Origin of the sequence: Paenarthrobacter sp. 2TAF44 (genome assembly GCF_052114885.1) — a bacterium.
Taxonomy (GTDB): domain Bacteria; phylum Actinomycetota; class Actinomycetes; order Actinomycetales; family Micrococcaceae; genus Arthrobacter.
Window position 1 is genome coordinate 67,484 of record NZ_JBFRFP010000008.1, and the last position, 24,045, is coordinate 91,528.

Consider the following 24,045-nt stretch of genomic DNA (forward strand, 5'->3'; position numbering starts at 1 on the left):
CATGATCTTCCTGGACGCTGCAGCCACCACGCCGGTCCGGCGCGAGGTACTCGAAGCCATGTGGCCCTACCTCAGCGGCGAGTTTGGCAACCCATCCAGCCACCACAGCCTGGGTGAAGCGGCGGCCACAGCGCTCGCAGGGGCGAGATCCGCCGTCGCGAAGGTGCTTAATTGCCGCGCGGGTGAGGTGACCTTCACGTCGGGTGGAACAGAGGCGGACAACCTGGCCGTCAAGGGAATCGCACTCGCGCGGCAGGCAGCGGATCCCTCGCTGAAGCGGGTAGTGATAAGCGCCATCGAGCATCCGGCTGTGGAAGAATCCGCCCGCTACCTGGAACGCGTGCATGGCGTCAGCGTGGACGTGGTGCCGGTGGACCGGGACGGAGTGGTCACAGTGGACGCGCTCCGAGCTGTTCTTCGGCCGGACACAGCCATGGTGAGCATCATGTATGCGAACAATGAGATTGGTACTGTCCAGCCCGTCGCGGACCTTGCTGCCGTAGCACATGGGTTTGGCATCCCCTTCCACACTGACGCTGTCCAAGCCGCCGGTTGGTTGAGCTTGGATGTCAAGGCCCTGGGCGTAGATGCGCTGAGCATTTCCGGGCACAAGCTCGGCGCGCCCAAGGGATCCGGAGTCTTGTTCACGAAGGGCCGGATGCGCGTTGAGCCGTTGGTTCATGGTGGAGGCCAGGAGCGGGGAAAGAGGTCCGGAACAGAGAATGTAGCCGGGGCCGTGGCGTTGTCCACCGCCCTGACTTTGAGCGTTGGCGAGCAGCCGGAGCTGGCCTCGCGGGTTTCTGAGTTGCGGGAGCGGTTCGTCTCGCACATCCTCCAAACCGTCCCAGGCGCCCTGTTGACAGGGCATCGAAGCCAGAGGCTGCCATCGATCGCATCGTTCTGCTTCCCTGGAACCAGCGGCGAATCAGTCCTGCTTGAGCTGGAACGCCTCGGCGTGGTCTGCTCCAGCGGCTCCGCCTGTGCTGCCGGATCTGATGCGCCGTCACCGGTGCTGGTGGCGTTGGGCATTGCCCCGGAGATAGCCCAGACGGCCGTCCGCTTCAGCTTCGCCTCAAATGTCACCGAAGCCGAACTGGAGCAAGCTGCTGGAGCCGTGGAAACCGCCGTCGGGCGTGTCCGGAACCTGGCGTCTCCCCAACCCAACTAGTCACACGTTGCCGCCTAGTCACACGTGGCGGGCGCGGCGGAAAATCCAGTGCCTCAACAGGGTGAACCGGACGCCTGTGGCGACGAAGCCCGAGAGCGTCGTGGTCCAGAGTTCTTCACTCACGGTAGCGTCGGGGTGGATGAGATGCAGGATGCCCAGACTCCCTCCAGTGATGACCAGCGCAATGCCAATCACAATCAACCCATGCATGTGGTCCTGGCCGCGTTTCCTGCTGCCGCTGATCTTGAACGTCAACCTGCGGTTCAGTGCTGTATTCATGAGCGACGTGACGATCAACGCCACGGCGTTGGCAAGCTGCGGGTCGATCCAGGGACGCAGCAGCGCGTAGAGGGCAAGCGAAATCGCCGTGCAGAGAATTCCGACGCCGGTGAAGCGAAGCAGTTGCCGGACCACGGGGTACTTGAGGAGGCCGCGATGCCTCTTCCTGGGAGGCTTTTGTAAGGGAGGCGGCCGCAGTTCGGTGGCGTCTGCGGCTGTCTCCATGTGGTTAAGCCTGACACACTATGCGGGCAGGACCTCCCAGGAAGCCTTCGTGACGGGGTTGGAGAGCTCCCCAATTCCTTCCACCCGGCACACCACAGTGTCACCTGGCTGAATGCGTGCGCACTCGGCGGGGAAGCCAGTCAGAATCAGGTCGCCGGGATGCAGGGTCATGAACGAGGACAGGTAGACCAAGATCTCGTCCACTTTCCAGCCGAGGTCCGCGGAGCTGGCGGTTTTGAGCGCGGTGCCGTTGTGGACGATCCCGATGGAAAGATCTGTGGCGTCCAGTTCGGTGACGATCCAGGGACCCGCAGGCGTAAAGGTGTCTTGGCTCTTGGCGCTGATCCAGAGTTCGTCGGTCTTTTGGAGGTCGCGTGCAGAGACATCGTTCCCGATGGTGTAGCCGAGGATTGCCGACCCCGCCGTTTCCAGCGTCAGGCCTCGCGCTGTACGTCCGACGACGACCGTCAGTTCCGCTTCCGGGTCCACATGACCGACGTTCGAACTCAGCTCGATCGCCTCCCCCGGACCAATCACGCTGGACGCGGCCTTGTGAAATGCCTGTGGTTGAAGGTCCCTGCCGGCTTGCCCTGTGTTGTGGGCCATACCAAAGACGTTGGCAGGCACTGAAGGCGCGAGGAAAGTGAAAGCATCCTCAGTCACTCCAATCCCTGATTCCCAACCATGGCGCGACGGGCTACTCGCGTTTGCCCTTGATGCCCCGAAGGGCGAATCGATGACAATCCAGCGCTTCCCCGCCTCCGATTCGAAGTCCCGGGCGTCGTTGGAAACGAAGAATTGTTCGTTCAGGTCCTGTGAATCCAGGGGGCGGACGCGGGCGATGCGACGGGGGAGGCGGGAAGTCATGATGACATCCTACGTCCTCCTGCCATCAGGCAAGCTGCGCCGATCCAAAAGCTACGCTGAAACGGTCACACCAGAGCACTACCGATTGCAGGCCGGAGAGGTCCACGGCGGCGGGGATGACATAGTTCTGGTTGCCGTGCGTGGCTTTGACGGGGCCGAGGTCCACATACCGATCCGAGCGATACTTGTACCAATCGCCTCCTGCCTCAAGGCTGCTGAGCCAGACCTTGACGTCCGGACCATCGCTGCTGGCCAGGTTTTCCAACCTCAGCACACGGGAGCCATCGGGCAGTTCCAGGAGCTGTGCAGTACCAGAAGTCTGATGCTCCTGGGATTGGAAATTGCCGAAGCCCAGCACCACAGGATCGGTGTTGCCTGCTGGCGCTGAGGCTGACGTGTTGGGGGAAAGCGAGCCGTTGCCCTGTGAATCGGTAGTCGGTGCAGTCGAAGGGGACGCCGACGTTGATGCGGGAGGAGCCAGCGGCAGGGCCTCGTTCACGCTGCTGCTCGTAAACAGCCGCCAAGGCTGGAACAGGGCGGCGGCAACGATGACCAGGAACACGACCGTTGCGCCGACCGTGGTGGCAAGGATCCTGTGAGCACGGATCATCCCGCCGATTCTGTTCATGCTCCAAGGCTAGGCTTTTACGGTCTGTCCGAGGGCGCTCCAGAACTTACGGTTCCGTGACGCTGCGCCGGGCCCCTCGCCCAATTGGCGTTAGCCGTCTCCTAAATACAGCTCACCCACTGGTACCTCGGCTGCGAGTCGGTTGGCCGGTCCGGCTAAGGGGCACGCCCAGGCTTCGTTGTAGGCGCAAGACGGGTTGTAGGCGAAGTTTAGGTCCACGATGAACTCCTGCCGTTCATCGATGCGCCGAACACCGTGGTAGGCGCCCTTCACTGTGTCCAAAAGGTATCTTCCGGCGCCGTAGCTTCCACCGGCTTTGCCGGCGGTAGCGTCGCGCAAAGGCACGAAGATGCCGCCGCCGTAGCTTCGCAGCCGCCAAACGGCCAAGGATCCGAGTCCAGGCAACTCAAAGGTTCCAATCCTCACAAACGGAACTACGCCGTCGGTCCCTGTTTCAACATTCATTTCCTGTCCCGTCCCCTCCGGTGACAGCGGAACGTACATCCGGAAGGCGGGGTCATAGTCGGCCGTGCGCAACCCGGCGAAGGATGCTTTCATCTCTGCTGTCAGAGCCGACGCGGGATGGGTGGCAAACATCCGGTCCCGCTCCTGGCGCCAATAGTTGTGTGCATCGAACGGATCTGTAGCTGCGAGCTGCCGCACTTGGTCATAGAGGGCGAAGGTCCGCAACCGCCAATCCGCAATATCAACAGCGGACATGTTGGGCATGTTGTCCTCGAATGCGTCGTGCTGATCGGGAGCCATGTCTTCAGCCTAGTACGACGTCAAATCCCGTGTCGGGCCTTACCCGCCGATAAGCTGTGCGCATGAACGGCACCACCCATCCGAACCGTACGACGACGCTTCGGCTCAGCACAGTGGCACTGAGTGTCATCCTGCTCACGGCCACCGCGGCCTGTTCCACTGAGAACAAGGGCCCACAGGTTTCCCAGACCTCCGGTTCCCATCCAAACAGTTCCGAATCAGGCCTCCCGTCCCAGGGCTCCGGATCAGAAAGTACGACGCCGTCACGAGACGCCGTCTCCAGCACGCCGTCCGCGACACCCGGTTCAACTGCTGCATCCACCTCGGACCCCAGCCCGGCAGCCACGGCATTGACCTGGAAGACCTACACGGATCCCGCCAAAAAGGTCAGCTTCGAACTCCCGGAGAATTGGATTGCCCAGTCTGTCACGGCTGAAGCCGGCTCACTTCCGGGTGCCCTGAAGGTCGAAGTCAAAGATGGCGGGGGCCGATACATCGCGACCCTGCAGACAGGACTGCCTCCTGCAGGGCCTATCGCTTGCCCCGCTGGCCAAAGCCATCCCTACATAGTTATCAGCAGTGCGCCATTGGATGTTCCGCACTCCGATGGTCCGGACACCATCGATCCCCGCGTCGTTTTCCGCGTGATCCAAGGCTACAAATTCTTCGGTTCCTTCGGCATCACCAACATGGTGGCTGGCGTCGACGGCCAGGCTTGCGAACTAAGGAACCGCGTTCAGGGACCTTCCGGCAAGGGCGACTACTCTTTCGGGGATGTTACAGCGGTCCATGCCTTCGTCGCCGATGAAAAAGTAGCCCCGGCAAAGACTTTTGACACCTTGGACCTGGCCGCGAAGTACGTCGCCCATGATTCTGAATTCGCCAACGTCCAACGGATGCTACTGTCTCTGAAGGTCAATCTGTAGTCCTGCGGTTGGCTGATCCATATAACGGCGGCATCGGGGCTGTCCCGCCGCAACCCACCCCGGAGATTAATGGAACGCAACGTTGCTGCCAAGCTCGTTTTCAAGTCTGTAGCCAACACGAAAGTGGCAATGGCCATCGCCGTGGCCAACAATCCGGGGTACGAGTCAGTAACGGAAACACTCTCCATCACTCTTGATGGGAACGAGATTCCCTTTGCTGAACTCAGCGACCATCACGGGGGCCGCTTCCAATACATGGAATTCACGGAGCCCAGCGAAGTGACTGTTGACTACCAAGCCACGGTCCATGGCTTCGCAGACCGCGACACACCCTCTCCCATGGAACTCATCCGGTACGTCCGGCCGAGCCGCTACGCCGAATCTGATCGGTTGCTGCCCACCTCTTATGCCGAGTTCGGCAGCCTTAGCGGGGCCGAACTGCTCCACGCTGTCCGTGATTGGGTCAATGGAGAGCTGCGCTACGTCAGTGGATCCTCGCGAGGAACCGACGGTGCGGTGGAGACGCTCCTCCACCGCCGCGGTGTTTGCCGTGACTTCGCACACTTGGCCATTGCCCTCTTGAGGGCCAAGGATGTGCCGGCCCGCCTCGCAGCTGTGTACGCACCCGGTTTGAGTCCCATGGACTTCCACGCTGTGGCAGAGGCCTACATAGATGATGGATGGCACATCATTGATCCGACTGGGCTGGCGCCGCGCGAGTCCATGCTTCGCATCACGGCAGGACGGGATTCTTCAGATACAGCATTCTTGTCCACGGTGGGTGGGAGCCTGTCGCTGAAGACCCTCAAGGTCAGCGCATCAGTCAACGGCGAGCTCCCTGTGGAGGATCCACGGCACCTCGTCCGCCTGCACTGAGATGACGTGCCCTGAGATGACCGCCCCTGAGACGACGGGGAGCGGCACCCCTACCTGTGCGTTGCCTGGTGTCCTGCCACTGAGGCCCGTAGCTTCTCCGTCAGCCGCAACAGTTCCCGCTGCTCCTCGACTGTAAGCGCCGGCCCAACGAGTTGGGCAATATCGCGCACGTGTTCCCGACCAATCGTTTTCTGCAACTCGCTGCCTGATTCTGTCAGGGACAGCAGTACTCCACGGCCGTCGTCGGGCGCTGTTGTCCGCTCCACCAAACCGCGCTTCTCCAGCCTGTCCACCAAACGGCTCAGGCTGGACTGGCTCAGCAGCACTTTGTCATTGATCTCGTTCAACCGCAGCTGGCCGGAAGGGCATCGCGAGAGTGTAAACAGGACGTCATACTCCTTGACCGGCAGGGACTTGAACGCCGGACCTGATTGAAGTTTCCGCATCACCGCCACCTGGGAGCGGAACAGCGACTCCCAGGTCTCGGCGGCGAGGCGAACGGCGGAGGACGCCGAAGGGTTGGACATCAGGCCTCCTGACCCGGGGCTCCAGCTGGAGCGGACTCGTTGACGCTGGCCTCCATGGCCGCAGCAACGCGCGAAGCGTGCGTCGGCGCGTCCGGCACGTTGGCCGGCTTCAGGGCAGCATATTCCTTGCGGAGCACGGGAAGGACTTCTTCGCCGAAGAGGTCAAGCTGCTCCAGGACGGTCTTCAGAGGCAGACCCGCGTGATCGATCAGGAACAACTGCCGCTGGTAGTCGCCAAAGAATTCACGGAAGGTGAGCGTCTTCTCGATGACTTCCTGCGGACTGCCCACGGTCAGGGGTGTCTGTGACGTGAAGTCCTCCAAGGAAGGACCGTGACCGTACACCGGTGCGTTGTCGAAGTATGGGCGGAACTCCTTGACGGCGTCCTGGGAGTTCTTCCTCATGAAGAACTGTCCACCAAGGCCCACGATTGCTTGGTCGGCCGTGCCGTGCCCATAGTGCTCGTAGCGCTCGCGGTACAGGCCAATCAACTGCTGGTAGTGCTCCTTGGGCCAGAAGATGTTGTTGGCGAAGAAGCCGTCACCATAGTAGGCAGCTACTTCGGCGATCTGCGGCGTGCGGATGGAGCCGTGCCAGACGAAGGGGGCAACGCCGTCGAGCGGGCGCGGTGTAGAGGTGAAGTTCTGCAGGGGGGTGCGGAACTTGCCCGACCAATTGACCGTATCCTCATCCCACAGCTTGCGGAGCAGGCTGTAGTTTTCGATCGCGAGCTCGATCCCGTCCTGGATGTTCTTTCCGAACCAAGGGTATACAGGCGCCGTGTTGCCGCGCCCAAGCACCAAGTCAACCCTGCCATCGGAGAGATGCTGCAGCATCGCAAAGTCCTCGGCGATCTTGACCGGGTCATTGGTGGTGATCAGGGTTGTGGCCGTGGACAACGTGATGCGCTCGGTCTGGGCCGCGATATAAGCCAGGGTGGTCGTTGGGGAGGAGGAGAAGAAGGGGCGGTTGTGGTGCTCGCCAATGGCGTAGACATCCATGCCGATTTCTTCGACCTTTTTGGCAATGGCAACGGAGGCCTTGATGCGTTCGTTCTCCGTGGGCGTACGGCCCGTGGTGGGGTCAGTGGTGATGTCACTGACGCTGAATACGCCGATCTGCATGATGTGCCTTTCTCCCTGCCCGTGGTCCCGGGCTCTGTAAACAGTGTATCTCAAACTAGATGCATTTGCATGTATCAGTTCCTGTAACAGGGCAGGGCCGGGAATTGTTCCCGGCCCTGTTGGCTGCTGATGCGGCTCTACTCCGCGGGGTTGTTCGCCGCCCGGCGTCCCGTAATCCGGGGCACCATGCCGGTGGTCCAGTCGACGAAGTCGTCGTGGCCGTTCCCGCCATTTCCCGTATCCGGCGTGACTTCGGGGCGGTGCTGCAGCTGCTTCAGGAGTTGTTTTTTCTCCCGGCGTCCTTCCACCAGTTTGTAAAGGACGGGGACCAGGATGAGTGTCAGCGCCGTTGAAGACACCAGGCCACCGATCACGACGATTGCCAGCGGCTGCGAAATGAACCCTCCGCCACCGGTGAGGCCCAGGGCCATAGGGGTCAGCGCGAACACTGTGGCCAATGCCGTCATCAGGATGGGTCGCAGGCGTTGGCGGGCGCCGTGGGTGATGGCATCGGCCACGCTCATGCCCGGTGTGCCGTTGTGTGGTTTGCGGTACTGGTTGATGAGGTCGATCAGAACGATTGCGTTGGTGACCACGATGCCAACCAGCATCAGCATGCCAATCAGCGATGGCAACCCCAGGGGAACGCCCGTCGCCAATAGCAAGCCCACAGCGCCTGTCGCGGCGAAGGGAACAGAAACCAGGAGGATCAACGGCTGCACCAACGATTTGAAGGCAGCCACCATGATCACGTAGACGATCGCGATCGCAGCCAGGAGAGCCAAGCCAAGCTGACGGAAGGACTCCGCTTGCTGCGTCGTAGCACCACCAATGGCGGCCGTTACGCCGGCAGGCAGCTCAACGGACGCCAACCGCTTCTGCACTTCGGTGCTGACGCTGCCCAGATTGGAACCCGAGGGCGTCACGGTTACCTTCGCGGTCCGCTGGCCGTTGCTGCTCGTGATGGACACAGGCGCATCGACTTGTTCGACGGTGGCGATACTCTCCAGCGTCACGGGACCACGCGCCGTCGGGAGTGGCAGTGCCCGGACTGAGGTGATGCTGGTGAAGCGTGTCCCTTTTCCAATTTGGACGGGGTAGTCGTTGGTCTCGATGCGTACTGTCCCTGCGGGGACCGGGCTGACTGTCGATGCCAGGAAGGCACCCACTTGTTCCTCCGTCAGTCCGGCTGCCACTGCCTTCGCCCGATCCACGCGCACCTGGACTACGGACTGGTTCGCGGCGAGGTTGGTGGACACCTCGGTGCTGCCGGGAACGTCCTGCATCGCCTTTACCATGGCGTCACTTGCAGACTGAAGATCAGCCGAGTTTGCGGCCTTGATGGTGATGTCCACGGTGGATGATGTGCCAAATCCGCCCTGCTGCGAACCCACACTGATCTTGCCTGCGGCGCCCTGGAGCTTGGAGCGGACATCATCCTGAAGCTTCTTCTGGTTCGCTTTCTCGTCCGTAACGATCGTGAAGGTCGAGTTGGAGGAGCCAGTTGACGTTAGCGCGGCGAAGCCAGACTGGGCGTTACCAGAGGTCACCTGGACGTCTTTGATGCCCTCCATGCCTCGGAGCATGTCCTCCACCTTGGTGGCTTCAGCGCTGGTAGCCTCCAGGCTCGTTCCTGCCGGAAGGACCTGACGCACTGTCATGCTGTTCTCGCCGGATCTCCCCAGCAGGTCTGTGGCAAGCAGCGGCGACACCGCGAGCGTTGCCACCAGCACCAAGGCCGCCGCAGACAAGGTGAGGACAGGGTGCTTCTGCGTCTTCGCGAGGATAGGTAAGTAACCTCGCTGGAGCCGACTCCGCTGTTCGGCCTCCCGGGCCTTCGCTGCAGCCTCCCTGCGCGTCATTGCTGATTCGGCATCTGGCCGAGGCGAAGGAAGGAACCAGTAAGCCAGGACGGGAACGATCGTGAGGGAAACCAGCAAGGATGACAACAGGGCGATGGTTACCGTCAGCGCAAAGGGCCGGAACAACTCACCTGCCAGATCGCCCACGAACGCGATGGGCAGGAAAACGGCCACGGTGGTCAACGTGGACGCAGTGATGGCGCCGGCAACTTCCCGGATGGACGTCAAGATGGCGGCCAGCTTGTGCTCGCCATAACTCAAATGGCGCTTGATGTTCTCAATCACCACGATCGAATCATCAACGACCCGGCCAATGGCGATGGTGAGCGCACCAAGAGTGAGGATGTTCAACGAGTAGCCCGTGGCGGAAATGCCAATGAACGTGATCAGGAGGGAAAGGGGGATGGACACGGCCGTAACCAGCGTGGACCGTACGGACATCAGGAAGACCAGGATGACAGCGACGGCAAATCCCAGGCCCAGGAGCCCTTCAGTAGTGAGGTCCTTGATGGACTTCTCTATAAAAGGAGCCTGGTCGAAGACGGGCGTGAACGCAGCGTTGTTCCCCAGCTCCGCCTCCATCGGCGCAAGCGCATCCCGCACCGCATGCGAAATCGCCACAGTGTCGCCTTCGGGCTTCTTGGTGACTGACAGCGCAAGTGTTGGCTTGCCATTTGTGCGCGTGATGGATGTGGCAGGGTCGTCTTCGATGCTGACGTCGGCAACAGTTCCGATGGTGGCGGAATCTTTTGCGCCCGATATCGGCAAGCCCTTGATGACTTCAAGGGAATCAACCGGGCTGCCCAGTTGCAGGGATAGGGTTTTGCCCTGGTCCTCTAAGGTGCCCACAGGAACCAGCGTGCCGTTGTTCTTCAGTGCGCTGCTGATCGACTGGATGGACGCACCCTTCGCCGCGAGATCGGCAGGACGGGGCTGGATCAGGATGTGCTGCTTGGAGCCGCCAGTCAGATCGGCGCCGCGGACGCCGTCGATCTTTTGCAGTCGGGGAACGCTCAAGCGCTGGAGGTCGGCATTGAGTTCGCTGAGTGGTTTGTCAGAGGAGACAGCCAGGAACACGATGGGAAAGTCGCTGATGTTGCCGGCAATGGATTGCGGCTCGACGTCGGCCGGAAGCACGCGTTTGGCGTTGGAAATCGCGCGGTCGATCTGGTTCCGTGCACGGTCAAGGTTGGAGCCGTACGTGAACACCATGGTGATCTGCGAAACACCGTTGCGGGATGTGGAGGTGGTGGACTCAAGTCCCTCGACGCTGTTCAGGGCCGTCTCAAGGGGCCTGCTCAGCTGCTTGTCCACTACTTCGGGAGAAGCGCCGGGCATGGACGTGATAACTGTGATCTGCGGGAACTCGATCGAGGGAATAAGTTCCTGCTTGAGCGAGCCCATGGTGATCACGCCGAACACCGCCGCAAAGACGGTGATCAGCGCGATCAGGGCACGGTTTCCCAGGGACAAAGTGGCCAGACGGAACATTGCATAGTCTCCTGAGATCTACGGAACAATTCGGCTGACGGGAACCCGGCCGCAGCCCCGGCCGGCTTAGCCCTGGAGGGCGTTGGCCACTTCAAGTTGCAATGACCGTGCAGTGCTTGCCTCAAGCTCGGCGGCAAGCTCAGGGTTCTCGTTAAGCTTCACGCCATAGCCCGGCATCATGTCCTTGAGCTTGGACTGCCAACCCTTGAAGTTCTTGGGGAACGTCTTCTGCAGCAGTTCAATCATGATCGGAACAGCAGTGGAAGCTCCCGGAGACGCACCCAGAAGGGCGCCGATGGAACCGTCGCGGGACGCGATGACCTCAGTACCGAACTGCAGGATGCCGCCCTTTTGCGGGTGCTTCTTGATGATCTGGACACGCTGGCCTGCAGTGATCAGCTCCCAATCATCGCCAACGGCCTCGGGATAGTACTCACGCAAGGACTCCACCTTCGCCTCGTGGCGCTTGGCCACCTCTTTGATGAGGTACGCCGTGAGGTCCATGTTGTCCTTGGCCACCGCCAGCATCGGAATAATGTTTCCCGGGCGGATGGACAGCGGGAGGTCAAGGTAGCTGGAGGTTTTCAGGAAGTTCGTGGAGAAACCAGCGTACGGGCCAAAGAGGAGGGAACGCTTGCCTTCAACAAACCGGGTGTCCAAGTGGGGGACGGACATGGGTGGGGCGCCAACGGAAGCCTGGCCATAGACCTTGGCGCTGTGCTGCGAGGTGATGGAGTCGTCGGTGCAGCGGAAGAACTGGCCGGATACGGGGAATCCGCCGTAGCCCTTGCTTTCCGGAATGCCCGAGGCCTGAAGCAGGTGGAGTGCTCCACCGCCGGCTCCTACGAAGACGAACTTGGCGTGGATGCGGCCGTGCTCACCCGACTTGGGGTGTTTGAGGGAAAGATCCCAACCGCCGCCTGATGCACGATGGATGTTGGTGACGTCGTGACCAAAGTTGACCTCGGCGCCAGTGTTCCGCAGATAGCCGGTCAGTTCGCGGGTCAGTGCGCCGAAATCGACGTCGGTGCCTTCCGCCGCGCGGGTGGCGGCAACGCGCTGCTTGCGGTCCCGGCCCTTGACGATGAGGGGCGCCCACTTGGCGATCTTGTCCTGGTCCTCGGTGTATTCCATGCTGCGGAACAGCGTGTTGGGCTTGAGGGCCTCGTACCGGGTCTTCAGGAAGTTCGCGTGATCATCGCCGATGACGAAGCTCATGTGCGGAACAGTGTTGATGAAGCCCTTGGGGGAGCCAATGACATTGCTGTCCACCAGATAGGACCAGAACTGGCGCGAAAGCTGAAACTGCTCATTGATGTGGATGGCCTTGGAAGGATCCACGGAGCCGTCCTTGGCCGCGGGGGAGTAGTTAAGCTCACACAGCGCAGCATGTCCGGTGCCGGCGTTGTTCCATGGTCCGGAGCTTTCGATTCCCGCTTCGTCGAGTCGTTCAAAGAGGGAGATGGTCCAGGTGGGTTCGAGTTGCTTGATGAACGCACCAAGGGTGGCACTCATGATTCCGCCGCCAATAAGGACGACGTCGGCATGTTGAGTCTTGGAAATGAAGGTCACGATCAATCTCCGTTAGCGGCGGCACTGGCTGTCACAGAATATCCCCGCGCAGACGCAATACTGAAATTGCAGGGAATCGTCAAGGCTTTAAGCGGACGTTTGTGAAAACTTCGTTGAGGACAGGTGAAGCGGGGTAGCTTTCCACCTTGTCGGACAGGGCCAGCGCAGAGATAGGGAAGGCTATGGGCACGGCCGGTACCGACGCCGCTATCTCGGCATTGATGGACTGGTACTGGGTGTTGCGGTCATCGCCGTTGGGCAGGGCGCGGGCTCGCTCGATCTTGTGGAAGACTTCCGAATCCGTGTATCCGAACTCGCCCCTGGGCTCTCCGAAAAGCGGGCCCAGGAAGTTGTCAGCATCGGCATAGGAGCCATTCCAGCCCAGGAGGTGCAGGGCGTGGTCGCCAGGGGACTGCACCTTTTGAAGATAGCCATCCTCCCAGTCCACGGGAACCGGCTTGATGTTGATTCCTACGGCAACCAGTTGGCGGCTGATCTCGGCGTAGATCTTCTCTGGTGTGGGCATATAAGCCCGAGTGGCGTTCAGCGGATAGTAGAACTTCAGTTCCTCGCCCTTGTAGCCGGCCTTCTCCAGAAGCTCCTTGGCCTTCTCAGGGTTGTATCCCAAAGAAGGGGCGTTGTTGTTGAAACCACTGAGCTTCGGGGGAACAAATTGTGAAGCTTGCGCCGTATTGTCGATGAAGAACCTGCGGATCAGTGATTCCTTATCAATAGCCATCTCGATGGCCTGGCGGACCTCCAGCTTGTCCAACGGCGCAACCGCTTGGTTCATACCGAGGTACATCACCGAGAACGGGTCACGCTGGATGATCTGGACACCCTTTTTGACAAGTTGATCAAAGGTTCCGGACGTCACGAGATCGTAGGCGTCGATCTTGCCGTCAAGGAGCGCTTGCTGGCGCGTTTCTGCGTGGTCGTAAGGAATGAAGTTGATAACGCCGATTTGGCCCCTGTTGCCCCAGTAGCCCTTGTAGCTGGCCAACGTGATCTTGTGTTCGTCCCAGGCCGTGAATGCGTAAGGACCTGTCCCCACCGGATGGCTGGCGTAGGCGGACACCGCCTGGCCATTTTGCACCTTGTCCAGGACGTTGGCCTTCTGCCCTTCAAGGGCGGTGGGCGAGGAGATCGCAAAGGCGGGCAGCGTCAGGGCCTGCAGGAAACCAGTGAAGGGTCGGGTGAGGTTGATCCGGACGTTGCTGGCGGAAACAACCTTGCAGTCCTTGAAGATCGAAAACACTGGCTCGTCCGAATAGGCCTTGAAGACGTTTTGGAAAGAGATCCCGGGCGCTTGTTTCCTGAGGTCGGCGGGAAACGTAAACCAGCGGTTGAAGTTGGCGCAAACGGCGGCGGCATCGAACGGAGTTCCATCATGGAAAGTCACTTTTTCACGGAGCTTGAAGTCGTAGCTCAGCCCGTTGTTGCTGTCTTTCCATTCCGTGGCGAGCAGCGGGGTAGTCTGCCCGGTGGTGCCGTCCACGCCTACAAGTCCCTCAAGGACCTGGCGGGTCACACGGTATGACTCCGAATCCGCTGTCATCGCAGGGTCGAGCCCCAGCGGCATGGATGCTGTACCGAAATTGAAGGTAGCCGTCGGCTCCGCAGCTGCCGTGCTGCTTGCCGATGATGACGCTGCGGGCCCCGGCGTTCCGGTACATGATGCCAGTCCCAAAATCAGCAGGACTGCCGTGAACGGTATTCCCAGCCGCCGTATCTTGCTGCTTGCCACTCTTGTCCCCTCAAGCCGGTCGGAAGTGCTGTGGCCGGCTTCGGCCAGACCGCATTCCAGTCTAGTTGAACGCCCCCGGTGCCGGTTCGGGCGCGTTGCGGGGCATAGTCCCCGTCTGCTTGAGGAAAGAACACCCCCGGTCCGAATGAAATGCTCAGTGAACCGGGGGTGTTTGAAGAATCCGTGGTTCTTCACCACTGTGTTGCGGCCGTGTTGCTCCAACTGCTGTTGTTCCAACTGCTGTGCGCAAGGGGGGACTTGAACCCCCACGCCCGAAGGCACAGGAACCTAAATCCTGCGTGTCTGCCAATTTCACCACTCGCGCTGGCTGGCCACTGGGCTGCCCTATGGGCTGACCGTAGCCTTCTTCCGGCCTCCAGTGTACCCGCTACTTGTCGAGTTTGAGGTCGCGGCGAAGCTTGGCGACGTGCCCTGTGGCTCTGACGTTGTACTGGGCCAGGTGGACCTTTCCGTCCGGGTCAACCACGATCGTGGAACGGATCAGGCCCATGTAGGTGCGGCCATAGTTCTTTTTCTCGCCCCAGGCGCCATAGGCCTCGGCCACCGAATGATCTTCGTCCGAGAGTATGCGGAACGTCAGTTGTTCTTCCGCCGCAAACTTGGCCAGTGCCTTGACTGAATCCGGAGAGACTCCTACTACTTCATAACCCGAAGCCTGCAGGGACGCGAGGCTATCCCGGAAATCACAAGCCTCTTTGGTACAGCCGGGCGTAGATGCCGCCGGATAAAAGTAGACGATGGTCTTCCGTCCTCGGAAGTCCGAAAGACTGACGTCGTTGCCATCTTGGTCTTGAAGTGTGAAGTCCGGGGCTGCATCACCTTGAATAAGACGTTCCACCATAATTTGCTCCTTGCTAGCGTTCGCGACTCCCCAGTTTAGTGGCCAGAATCAACGGCAACAGCTGCCACGCGCATATACTGTCGGCATGCCAGATATGGAGAGATGGCCCACCACGCGATTGCTTTCAACGGCTGCGCGACTCGTGGAAATCTCGTGGAATGAAAAATTGAAGAACATCGGACTGACACATGCCGGCGTGATCGCCATGGAAGTCCTTGCTGCGAAAGGGCCCATTACGCAGGCGGCTTTGGCTGAAGTTGCCAGGGTCAAGGCGCAGACCATGGGCACTACCCTTTCAAGGCTCGAACTGCACGGTCATGTGAGTCGCCAGCGCAGCGACTCGGATCGTCGCAGTCACGTTGTGACGCTCACGGACGCCGGATCCGCAGCTTTGGCCGAAGCAGTGCGGCTTGAGCAGGACGTGCTCGCACTGGTTCAGGTCGACACCGCCCGGCTGCGCGACGAACTCAAGATCGTCGTCCGGGGACTTGCCGGAATGCCTGCGCTCGACCGCCCAGCGGGGGACGCCAACCCTCAGGCTTGAATAAGAAAAGGCTCCGGATCGTAGCAACGATCCGGAGCCTTTCCTATTCTGTGCACCCCCCGGGACTCGAACCCGGAACCCATTGATTAAGAGTCAATTGCTCTGCCAGTTGAGCTAGAGGTGCAGCTATTGTTTCGGTCAATACGAAGGAGTCATATTCTCCATTGACGTCCGCAACGACAAATAACTCTACACCACTTTTTGACGGCGGCTAACCAGAATTATCCCGGCGTGATGCATTCCACGAAGAGCAGTGTTCGAGCGGAACAAGGCAACGAAAAAAGGCCCTGGAGTGAATATCACTCCAGGGCCTTTCGTTGGTGCACCCCCCGGGACTCGAACCCGGAACCCATTGATTAAGAGTCAATTGCTCTGCCAGTTGAGCTAGAGGTGCAGCTGTTGATTTCGACCCAAACCCGGGGGCTTTTGTTCCCTCGGCGATCTCCGCAACGACATGTAACTCTACACGACTTCGGCGGATGAGGGAAATCGGCGGCGCCAAGGGTCCTGGGTTCACGAAGAGCGCCTCAAAATCAGCGCAAAATCAGGGTTTCTGTTGTTGCTGAGGACCCACAACGACCCGTCGGGAGCCTTGGCGACATCCCTCAGCCGACCATACTCGCCTGTGAAGTAAGCCACAGGTGAACCCGCCTTGTTGCCGTTGAGCGGGATGGCCCAAAGCCGTTGGCCGCGAAGGGCTCCGGTGTAGGCCACGCCGTCGGCAATTTCCAATCCGCTGGGCGATGCATCGGAGGTTGAAGGCCAAACAACTTTGGCGTCGATGAACCCGCTGCGGCCGGGGGCTCCTGTCACTGTGGGCCAACCATAGTTGCCGCCAGGGGTAATGAGGTTTAGTTCGTCATCCACGTCCGGACCAAACTCGCTGGCCCACAACCTTCCTTCGTTGTCCCACGCCAAGCCCTGAACATTCCGGTGTCCATAGCTATAGACAGGGTTTTCACCGAACGGGTTGCCCGGAGCGGGGCGTCCTTCGGGAGTCAGCCGCAGGATCTTTCCACCCAAGGCGTGTGTATCCTGTGGCTGTTCCCGGCGCTGCGAATCGCCGGTGCCCACATACAGGAATCCGTCAGGGCCAAAACGGATCCGGCCACCGTTATGGGTAGAAGCCTTTGATATGCCGGAAAAGACCACCTCAGGGCCGCCAAGCCTCAAAGCGCCTCCCGGCTCTTCCGACAAGTGCATTCTGGCGATCCGGTTGTCGGTGGCTGACGTGAAATAGGCGTAAAGCCATCGGTCGCTGGCGAAGGCAGGAGACAGGGCAAGGCCCAGAAGCCCACCTTCACCACCAGGTTCGACGCCGGCAACCTCGCCGATGGTTGTTGTCCGGCCGTCGCGGATGCTCTTGACCTGGGCCGAATCGCGTTCCGACACGATGGCTGTGCCGTCCGGCAGGAAGACGATGGACCAAGGCAGCTCCAGGCCGGCGTCGAGCTTTTGCTGTACCTCCAGTTTTCGTGGGACAGCAGGCGGCGCTGACTCCGATGCAGGGCCCGTCCCTGGCGATACGGGGACACTGGAACTGATGGAGCCCTCAGGCGTGGCGGCCGAACCTGGCGACGACGGACTACCCGTACAAGCCGCTGACAGGGCCGCCAGTAAAAGAGCGGCCAGAAGCCTGACCGCAGTCCGGGCGGGCATCAACCAGCAGAAACCGGTGGCGGGTCGGCCGTCAGCTCTTACTGCACCTCTGCCCATATCGCTTGTTCCGTTTAGTGCCTGTTCCTTGGGGGAGGGCGGAACCCGGCCGCTTCCGCATGTGCGGCCGATTCAAACCACACATCCGCGGTGGCTTCGTCATAGCCGGGGGTATCTTCATCGTGATAGGTCATGGTTGAAGCGTCGGCCTTCACCGGGTAGCCCTCGGGGCCGCTGCCGTCTGCTGCGGCGCTGGCTGAGCCAACCCCATATGGATGTTCAGCGGCGAGATGGCCCGTTGGTGTCATTGAATCTTCGTCGTCCATTTCAGCAGCCGCGGTCTCGGCGCCGGCGAGGGTGGCTGAGTGTGCATTCGTGTATTCGTGATGGTGGATCGCAGTGCCGCCTGCGTCAGTCCACGAGGATTCCCACTCAGCTTTGTCTGCTGCGTTGGTGTCCGCTGACTCCTCCACCTTTGGCGTGTCATCTGCGCGCGTCACGTCATCCGCTGTCACTCCGTCCCCGGATCCGGAAGCCGCTGGCTCAGAAATCGCAGGCTCGGCCGCCAGGGGTTCAGATGCTGGCGTTCCGGCAGCCTCCCAGTCATCGACATCACCGGCAGTGACCTGTGCATCGGTGTCCACCACTGGTTCATCGACCACTGGCTCGTCGACCTCGGGCGTTTCAATGACAGGCTCGTCCACGGGCGGTCCAGCCTGAGCTTCGGTTTCGACGCGTGATTCCATGCTGGATTCGACGGGGCCGCTGCCCTCAGCCGCTGCCTTCCCCATATTCGTAACCCCAGCCAGGCCCGCTACGCCAGCCACCGCCGCGGCTGTATCGGGCATCGACATCGTGTCGCTGGGTTCCATGGCAGCTGGTGCGGCAGTGCCTGTCCGTCCGGGAGTCCCGGTGCCAGGGGCAGTGCCCAATGGTGCAGGTGAGGAATTCCTGGCGCTGTTGCGGCTCAGGAGCCACCAAACAATCGCGACGATCAGCACAATTACAATGACCCAAATCAACCAGTCCATGGTGAAGCCCTTCTGCTCACAGGGTGCAGTTAGTGGTATTTCCGACGTTACGTGGCTGCTAATGGGGTGTCCAGCGTTTAGGGGCCGTCCAACCTGGGTTGTGATGGAGTTGGTGATCCCATGAAAAGGGGCTCAGGTTTTCAGCGCTGACGAGGAAATATTCTTACCTTCGTGCTTAACCCGGAAGGATTACGTCGTGGGCCGCTGCCGTGGACACATAGACTTTGGACCATGAGCGACGCCACCCAAATTGCGACAGATACCAAACCGGACATCAAGCCCCGCAGCAGGGTCGTAACCGACGGAATTCACGCCGCGCCCGCGCGTGGCATGTTCCGTGCGGTGGGGATGGGGGATGACGACTTCGCCAAACCGCAAATTGGTGTCGCCAGTTCGTGGAATGAAATTACGCCCTGCAACCTTTCCCTCAACCGACTTGCGCAGGGCGCTAAGGAAGGCGTCCACGCCGGTGGCGGATTCCCCATGCAGTTCGGCACCATCTCCGTCTCGGACGGTATTTCCATGGGCCACGAGGGCATGCACTTCTCGCTCGTTTCCCGCGAGGTCATTGCCGATTCCGTGGAAACCGTGATGCAGGCCGAGCGCATTGATGGCTCGGTGCTCCTGGCTGGCTGCGACAAATCCCTTCCAGGCATGCTCATGGCTGCTGCCCGCCTGGACCTGGCCAGCGTATTCCTCTATGCAGGCTCCATCATGCCCGGCTGGGTCAAGCTTGAGGATGGCTCCGAGAAGGAAGTCACTCTGATTGACGCCTTCGAGGCCGTCGGCGCCTGTGCCGCCGGCAAGATGAGCGTGGAGGACCTCACCCGTATCGAGAAGGCAATTTGCCCGGGCGAAGGCGCCTGTGGCGGGATGTACACGGCCAACACCATGGCCTGCATTGGCGAGGCGCTGGGCATGTCACTCCCGGGTTCGGCCGCTCCGCCCTCGGCAGACCGCCGTCGTGATGACTTTGCACGCAAGTCCGGCGAAGCTGTGGTGAACCTCCTTCGCCTCGGAATCACCGCCCGCGACATCATGACCAAGAAGGCGTTCGAAAATGCCATCGCGGTCACCATGGCGTTCGGCGGATCCACCAACGCAGTCCTGCACTTGCTAGCCATTGCCCGCGAAGCCGAGGTGGAACTGACGTTGGACGATTTCAACCGCATTGGCGACAAAATCCCGCACCTCGGTGACCTAAAGCCCTTCGGCCGCTACGTCATGACTGATGTGGACAAGATTGGCGGCGTGCCGGTCATCATGAAGGCACTTCTCGACGCCGGGCTGCTGCACGGCGACTGCCTTACCGTCACCGGCAAGACGCTTGCTGAGAACCTTGCCTATATCAACCCGCCGGACCTTGACGGAAAGATCCTTCGGGCACTGGACAACCCCATCCACAAGACCGGTGGTATCACCATCCTCCACGGCACCATGGCTCCGGAAGGGGCCGTGGTGAAGAGCGCCGGCTTCGACGCCGACGTCTTTGAGGGCACAGCCCGCGTCTTTGAGCGCGAGCAAGGGGCCCTCAACGCACTGGACAATGGCGAGATCCACAAGGGCGACGTTGTGGTTATCCGCTATGAAGGACCCAAGGGTGGTCCCGGCATGCGCGAAATGCTTGCGATCACCGGTGCCATCAAGGGCGCTGGACTGGGCAAGGATGTGCTGCTGCTGACCGATGGCCGCTTCTCCGGCGGGACCACCGGTTTGTGCATCGGCCACGTTGCGCCTGAAGCGGTCGACGGCGGTCCCATCGCCTTCGTCCAGGACGGTGACCGCATCCGGGTGGACATCGGGGCACGTTCATTCGACCTCCTGGTGGAGGAAGCTGAGCTTGAAGCCCGCAAGGTTGGCTGGGAGCCCCTTCCAGCGAAGTTCACCAAGGGTGTTTTGGCCAAGTACGCAAAGCTGGTCCACAGCGCCTCGACCGGCGCTTACTGCGGCTGATGCCGGACCCCGGACTCCCCGGCCTTGGCAGGGGAGTCCGGCAGGCGGACAGCCCTGTCCATATGGTGAGATACGATGATGGTCAATTGACACGTATCTCACTTAGAGGGAACACTGAACGCATGATCTCATTCGTTACCGTCGGCGTCGTCGTACTTACCAAGCGCGTGGCTTAGCCCGACTGGTAACGAACTGTCACGCGCAACCCCTCGAAAAGCCGCAAGGCTGAGGGGTTTTTTTATTCCCCGAAGCAAGACCCATCAACTGAAGATCCACTAAGGAAGAGTCCGATGAGCAAAGGATCGCCGATCAGCCCCTCGCTGATGGCTGCAAAGTCCGCTGGAGCCCCAAAGGCTCCGGAAAAGGTCGACCGAACGGCTGAGGCCGTCGTCGTCGACACTGCTGCACCTCTCTCTCCTGTACTTGGGCCGAACAACGTTGTACCCCCAACGGTGATGACCGGCTCGCAAGCAATTGTCCGTTCGCTCGAAGAACTCGGCGTGGACGATATTTTCGGTTTGCCCGGTGGCGCGATCCTGCCCACCTACGACCCCTTGATGGCCTCCAGCATGAATCACATCCTGGTCCGTCACGAACAGGGAGCCGGCCACGCCGCGCAAGGCTACGCCATGGTTACCGGACGGGTTGGCGTTTGCATCGCCACCTCGGGACCCGGTGCCACCAACCTCGTTACCGCCATCATGGACGCCCATATGGACTCCGTGCCGATGGTAGCCATTACCGGCCAGGTCGCCAGTGGCGTCATTGGTACGGACGCGTTCCAGGAAGCGGACATCGTGGGCATCACCATGCCCATCACCAAGCACTCCTTCCTGGTAACCGATCCCAACGACATCCCGCATGTCATGGCCGAAGCCTTCCACCTTGCTTCTACCGGCCGCCCGGGACCCGTCCTGGTAGATATTGCCAAGGATGCCCAGGTAGGCCAGATGACCTTCTCTTGGCCGCCGAAGGTTGACTTGCCGGGCTACCGTCCTGTGGTCCGTGGCCACAGCAAGCAGGTCCGTGAAGCTGCCAAGCTGATCGCAGCCTCCCGCAAGCCCGTTCTCTATGTGGGTGGCGGTGTGGTCAAGGGACATGCCTCTGCCGAACTCATGGAATTGGCCCTGGCAACCGGAGCGCCGGTAGTCACTACGCTGATGGCCCGCGGCGCCTTCCCGGACTCGCATCCCCTCCACGTTGGAATGCCGGGCATGCACGGTTCGGTATCTGCGGTTACCGCCCTGCAGCAGGCAGACCTCCTCATCACCCTCGGCGCCAGGTTCGATGACCGCGTCACCGGTGTGTTGAAGACCTTCGCTCCTTTTGCCAAGGTGATCCACGCGGACATCGATCCGGCGGAGATCTCCAAGAACCGGACGGCCGATGTCCCGATTGTCGGTTCCGTGAAGGAGATCATCCCGGAACTGACTGAGGCCGTGAAGACGCAGTTCGAGCTCAGCGGCGCACCGGATCTGGACTCATGGTGGGCGTTCCTGGGCAATCTGCGCGACACCTACCCCTTGGGTTGGACTGAGCCCGAGGATGGACTGACGGCACCGCAGCGCGTGATCAAGCGCATTGGCGAGCTCACAGGTCCGGAAGGTATCTATGTGGCCGGCGTTGGCCAGCACCAGATGTGGGCTGCGCAATTCATCAAGTATGAGCGTCCCCACGCCTGGCTGAACTCCGGTGGAGCCGGAACCATGGGATACTCGGTTCCGGCAGCAATGGGTGCCAAGGTTGGTGAGCCGGACCGTGTGGTCTGGGCCATTGACGGTGACGGCTGCTTCCAGATGACCAATCAGGAACTGGCCACCTGCGCCATCAACAACATCCCGATCAAGGTCGCTATCATCAACAACTCCTCGCTGGGCATGGTCCGCCAATGGCAGACACTGTTCTACGAAGGCCGCTACTCGAACACCGATCTGAACACCGGCCACGACACCGTCCGCATTCCGGACTTCGTCAAGCTGGCAGATGCATATGGTTGTGCTGCACTGCGTTGTGAGCGGGACGAAGACATCGATGCCACCATCCAAAAGGCACTGGAAATCAATGACCGTCCTGTCGTGATCGACTTCGTCGTCAGCCCCAACTCGATGGTGTGGCCGATGGTCCCCGCAGGTGTCAGCAATGACCAAATCCAGGTTGCCCGCAATATGACCCCGGAATGGGAAGAGGAGGACTAGGCATGAGCCGCCACACACTGTCCGTTCTGGTCGAAGACAAGCCCGGCGTGCTGACCCGCGTAGCCAGCCTCTTCGCCCGGCGCGCGTTCAACATCAATTCACTGGCCGTGGGACCCACTGAAGTTCCCGGCATGTCCCGCATGACAGTCGTCGTCGATGCCGACGGCGACCTCATCGAGCAGGTCACCAAGCAGCTCAACAAGTTGATCAACGTGATCAAGATCGTTGAACTGACTTCCGAATCTTCCGTACAACGCGACCACATCCTGGTCAAGGTACGTGCGGATGCCGCGACACGCCTGCAGGTAACCCAAGCTGCAGACCTGTTCCGTGCCGCCGTCGTCGACGTGTCTACAGACTCGTTGGTGATCGAGGCAACCGGTACCCCCGAGAAGCTCGCTGCACTGCTCTCAGTGCTCGAGCCATTCGGCATCCGTGAAATCGTGCAGTCCGGCACCCTGGCCGTTGGACGGGGATCCCGCTCCATGAGTGACAGGGCGCTCCGCTCCGCGTAGGAAACAGGCAAGGCCTGCGTTAGCATGCCATGCCGAGCGTTGCGTCCAGTACCGCAGCACCACATCATATCCAGAAACCACTCAAGAGGAGTTACGCAAGTGACTGAAATGTTCTACGACGACGATGCAGACCTGTCGATCATCCAGGGCCGCAAGGTTGCCATCGTCGGCTACGGTTCCCAGGGCCACGCGCACGCACTGAACCTGCGCGATTCCGGCGTCGAGGTTGTTATCGCGCTGAAGGAAGGGTCGAAGTCGACCGCCAAGGCAGAGGACGCAGGCTTCACGGTCAAGAACGTTGCCGACGCCGCTGAATGGGCCGATGTCATCATGATCCTTGCGCCGGACCAGCACCAGCGCGCGATCTACAACGACTCCATCAAGGACAAGCTGACCGAAGGCAAGGCACTCGCCTTCGCCCACGGCTTCAACATCCGCTTCGGCTACATCGAGCCGCCCGCAGGCGTCGACGTCATCCTGATCGCTCCGAAGGCTCCGGGCCACACCGTGCGCCGCGAATTCGAAGCCGGCCGAGGCATCCCGGACATCATCGCTGTTGAGCAGGACGCATCCGGTTCCGCTTGGGAGTTGGCCAAGTCCTACGCCAAGGCAATCGGTGGCACGCGCGCCGGCGTCATCAAGACCACCTTCACCGAAGAGACCGAAACGGACCTCTTCGGCGAGCAGTCCGTCCTTTGTGGCGGCGTTTCCCAGCTGGTCCAGTACGGCTTCGAAACCCTCACCGAAGCCGGCTACCAGCCGCAGATCGCCTACTTCGAGGTCCTTCACGAGCTCAAGCTCATCGTTGACCTCATGTGGGAAGGTGGCATCGCCAAGCAGCGCTGGAGCGTCTCCGACACCGCAGAGTACGGCGACTACGTTTCCGGCCCCCGCGTCATCACTCCCGAGGTGAAGGAAAACATGAAGGCTGTCCTCGCGGACATCCAGAGTGGTGCCTTCGCCAAGCGCTTCATCGAGGACCAGGACAACGGCGCCGTCGAGTTCAAGGAACTGCGTGCCAAGGCAGAGCAGCACCCGATCGAAGAGGTTGGTCGCGAACTGCGTTCCTTGTTCTCCTGGCAGCAGCAGGACCAGGACTACGTCGAAGGCTCCGCAGCCCGCTGACCTTTTGCCCAGTGCCCTGGGCACTGAACCGACGCCCGTCCGGCAAACAAAGCCGGGCGGGCGTCGCTGTTTCGCAGCCGCTCCTCCCAACACAGCGTCCTGTGAAT

At 60.8% G+C, this 24,045-nt stretch carries 20 protein-coding genes and 3 tRNA genes; 8 read left to right on the forward strand and 15 right to left on the reverse strand.

From position 1 onward, the window contains the following. Nucleotide 1 precedes the first annotated feature (1 nt). Nucleotides 2–1,168: a cysteine desulfurase family protein gene (locus AB4Z15_RS09840; protein WP_442017115.1), complete on the forward strand. Its 1,167-nt coding sequence runs from the start codon at nucleotides 2–4 to the stop codon at nucleotides 1,166–1,168. Nucleotides 1,169–1,186: 18 nt separating this feature from the next. Here the strand turns inward: AB4Z15_RS09840 and AB4Z15_RS09845 are convergent, their stop codons facing one another. The 4 genes from AB4Z15_RS09845 to AB4Z15_RS09860 form a co-directional block, all read right to left on the reverse strand. Next, nucleotides 1,187–1,672: a GtrA family protein gene (locus AB4Z15_RS09845; protein ID WP_442017116.1), complete on the reverse strand. Its 486-nt coding sequence runs from the start codon at nucleotides 1,670–1,672 to the stop codon at nucleotides 1,187–1,189. An 18-nt stretch (nucleotides 1,673–1,690) separates the two neighbouring features. Then, on the reverse strand, nucleotides 1,691–2,539 hold the full coding sequence (locus AB4Z15_RS09850; protein ID WP_442017117.1) for a fumarylacetoacetate hydrolase family protein: 849 nt from the start codon (nucleotides 2,537–2,539) through the stop codon (nucleotides 1,691–1,693). Between the two features lie 25 nt (nucleotides 2,540–2,564). Next, nucleotides 2,565–3,167 (reverse strand): DM13 domain-containing protein, encoded by a 603-nt coding sequence (locus AB4Z15_RS09855; protein ID WP_442017118.1) that lies wholly within the window; start codon nucleotides 3,165–3,167, stop codon nucleotides 2,565–2,567. A gap of 90 nt (nucleotides 3,168–3,257) precedes the next feature. Further along, nucleotides 3,258–3,932 carry a DUF1684 domain-containing protein gene (locus tag AB4Z15_RS09860; protein WP_442017119.1) on the reverse strand — a complete coding sequence of 225 codons (675 nt, stop codon included), beginning with the start codon at nucleotides 3,930–3,932 and terminating at the stop codon, nucleotides 3,258–3,260. A gap of 62 nt (nucleotides 3,933–3,994) precedes the next feature. On the opposite strand from AB4Z15_RS09860, the gene AB4Z15_RS09865 reads away from it, so the two are divergent. Together AB4Z15_RS09865 and AB4Z15_RS09870 are read left to right on the forward strand one after the other, a co-directional pair. After that, nucleotides 3,995–4,858, forward strand: a complete 864-nt coding sequence (locus AB4Z15_RS09865; RefSeq protein WP_442017120.1) for a hypothetical protein — start codon at nucleotides 3,995–3,997, stop codon at nucleotides 4,856–4,858. A 69-nt stretch (nucleotides 4,859–4,927) separates the two neighbouring features. Then, a complete protein-coding gene (locus AB4Z15_RS09870; RefSeq protein WP_442017121.1) occupies nucleotides 4,928–5,734 on the forward strand; it encodes a transglutaminase-like domain-containing protein in 807 nt (268 codons plus the stop codon). Nucleotides 5,735–5,784: 50 nt separating this feature from the next. Here the strand turns inward: AB4Z15_RS09870 and AB4Z15_RS09875 are convergent, their stop codons facing one another. The 7 genes from AB4Z15_RS09875 to bcp form a co-directional block, all read right to left on the reverse strand. Further along, nucleotides 5,785–6,261 carry a MarR family winged helix-turn-helix transcriptional regulator gene (locus tag AB4Z15_RS09875; RefSeq protein ID WP_442017122.1) on the reverse strand — a complete coding sequence of 159 codons (477 nt, stop codon included), beginning with the start codon at nucleotides 6,259–6,261 and terminating at the stop codon, nucleotides 5,785–5,787. Then, complete coding sequence (locus AB4Z15_RS09880) at nucleotides 6,261–7,385, reverse strand: LLM class flavin-dependent oxidoreductase (RefSeq protein WP_224164618.1); 1,125 nt, start codon at nucleotides 7,383–7,385, stop codon at nucleotides 6,261–6,263. Before AB4Z15_RS09880 ends, AB4Z15_RS09875 begins: the two co-directional genes overlap by 1 nt. 137 nt (nucleotides 7,386–7,522) lie before the next feature. Continuing rightward, complete coding sequence (locus tag AB4Z15_RS09885) at nucleotides 7,523–10,738, reverse strand: efflux RND transporter permease subunit (protein ID WP_442017123.1); 3,216 nt, start codon at nucleotides 10,736–10,738, stop codon at nucleotides 7,523–7,525. A 66-nt stretch (nucleotides 10,739–10,804) separates the two neighbouring features. Then, a complete protein-coding gene (locus AB4Z15_RS09890; protein ID WP_442017124.1) occupies nucleotides 10,805–12,310 on the reverse strand; it encodes a malate:quinone oxidoreductase in 1,506 nt (501 codons plus the stop codon). A 79-nt stretch (nucleotides 12,311–12,389) separates the two neighbouring features. Continuing rightward, a complete protein-coding gene (locus AB4Z15_RS09895; protein ID WP_442017125.1) occupies nucleotides 12,390–14,057 on the reverse strand; it encodes an ABC transporter substrate-binding protein in 1,668 nt (555 codons plus the stop codon). A 243-nt stretch (nucleotides 14,058–14,300) separates the two neighbouring features. Then, nucleotides 14,301–14,382, reverse strand: a tRNA-Leu gene (locus AB4Z15_RS09900). Nucleotides 14,383–14,445: 63 nt separating this feature from the next. Beyond that, on the reverse strand, nucleotides 14,446–14,919 hold the full coding sequence (gene bcp / locus AB4Z15_RS09905) for a thioredoxin-dependent thiol peroxidase (RefSeq protein WP_442017126.1): 474 nt from the start codon (nucleotides 14,917–14,919) through the stop codon (nucleotides 14,446–14,448). Between the two features lie 85 nt (nucleotides 14,920–15,004). Between bcp and AB4Z15_RS09910 the strand changes: the two genes are divergently transcribed. Next, nucleotides 15,005–15,463, forward strand: coding sequence for a MarR family winged helix-turn-helix transcriptional regulator (locus tag AB4Z15_RS09910; RefSeq protein WP_442003908.1), 459 nt, complete (start codon nucleotides 15,005–15,007; stop codon nucleotides 15,461–15,463). A 51-nt stretch (nucleotides 15,464–15,514) separates the two neighbouring features. Here AB4Z15_RS09910 and AB4Z15_RS09915 read toward each other — a convergent pair. The 4 genes from AB4Z15_RS09915 to AB4Z15_RS09930 all read right to left on the reverse strand — a co-directional run bounded on the left by AB4Z15_RS09915 (nucleotide 15,515) and on the right by AB4Z15_RS09930 (nucleotide 18,150). Beyond that, a tRNA-Lys gene (locus tag AB4Z15_RS09915) sits at nucleotides 15,515–15,587 on the reverse strand. Nucleotides 15,588–15,781: 194 nt separating this feature from the next. Then, nucleotides 15,782–15,857, reverse strand: a tRNA-Lys gene (locus AB4Z15_RS09920). 119 nt (nucleotides 15,858–15,976) lie between these two features. Beyond that, nucleotides 15,977–17,122, reverse strand: coding sequence for a PQQ-dependent sugar dehydrogenase (locus tag AB4Z15_RS09925; RefSeq protein WP_442017127.1), 1,146 nt, complete (start codon nucleotides 17,120–17,122; stop codon nucleotides 15,977–15,979). A gap of 71 nt (nucleotides 17,123–17,193) precedes the next feature. Then, nucleotides 17,194–18,150, reverse strand: coding sequence for a sunset domain-containing protein (locus tag AB4Z15_RS09930; protein ID WP_442017128.1), 957 nt, complete (start codon nucleotides 18,148–18,150; stop codon nucleotides 17,194–17,196). 231 nt (nucleotides 18,151–18,381) lie between these two features. Here AB4Z15_RS09930 and ilvD point away from each other — a divergent pair, with 231 nt between their 5' ends. The 4 genes from ilvD (at nucleotide 18,382) to ilvC (ending at nucleotide 23,938) form a co-directional block, all read left to right on the forward strand. Continuing rightward, complete coding sequence (gene ilvD / locus AB4Z15_RS09935; protein WP_442017129.1) at nucleotides 18,382–20,103, forward strand: dihydroxy-acid dehydratase; 1,722 nt, start codon at nucleotides 18,382–18,384, stop codon at nucleotides 20,101–20,103. A 290-nt stretch (nucleotides 20,104–20,393) separates the two neighbouring features. Further along, the gene (locus tag AB4Z15_RS09940; RefSeq protein ID WP_442003911.1) at nucleotides 20,394–22,298 is read left to right on the forward strand and encodes an acetolactate synthase large subunit; all 1,905 of its coding nucleotides are present in this window, start codon (nucleotides 20,394–20,396) and stop codon (nucleotides 22,296–22,298) included. 2 nt (nucleotides 22,299–22,300) lie between these two features. Continuing rightward, nucleotides 22,301–22,813 carry an acetolactate synthase small subunit gene (ilvN, locus tag AB4Z15_RS09945; protein ID WP_216923893.1) on the forward strand — a complete coding sequence of 171 codons (513 nt, stop codon included), beginning with the start codon at nucleotides 22,301–22,303 and terminating at the stop codon, nucleotides 22,811–22,813. Nucleotides 22,814–22,912: 99 nt separating this feature from the next. Continuing rightward, entirely contained in the window at nucleotides 22,913–23,938 is a 1,026-nt protein-coding gene (ilvC, locus tag AB4Z15_RS09950; RefSeq protein WP_442017130.1) for a ketol-acid reductoisomerase, read from the forward strand. The last annotated feature ends 107 nt before the right edge of the window (nucleotides 23,939–24,045 follow it).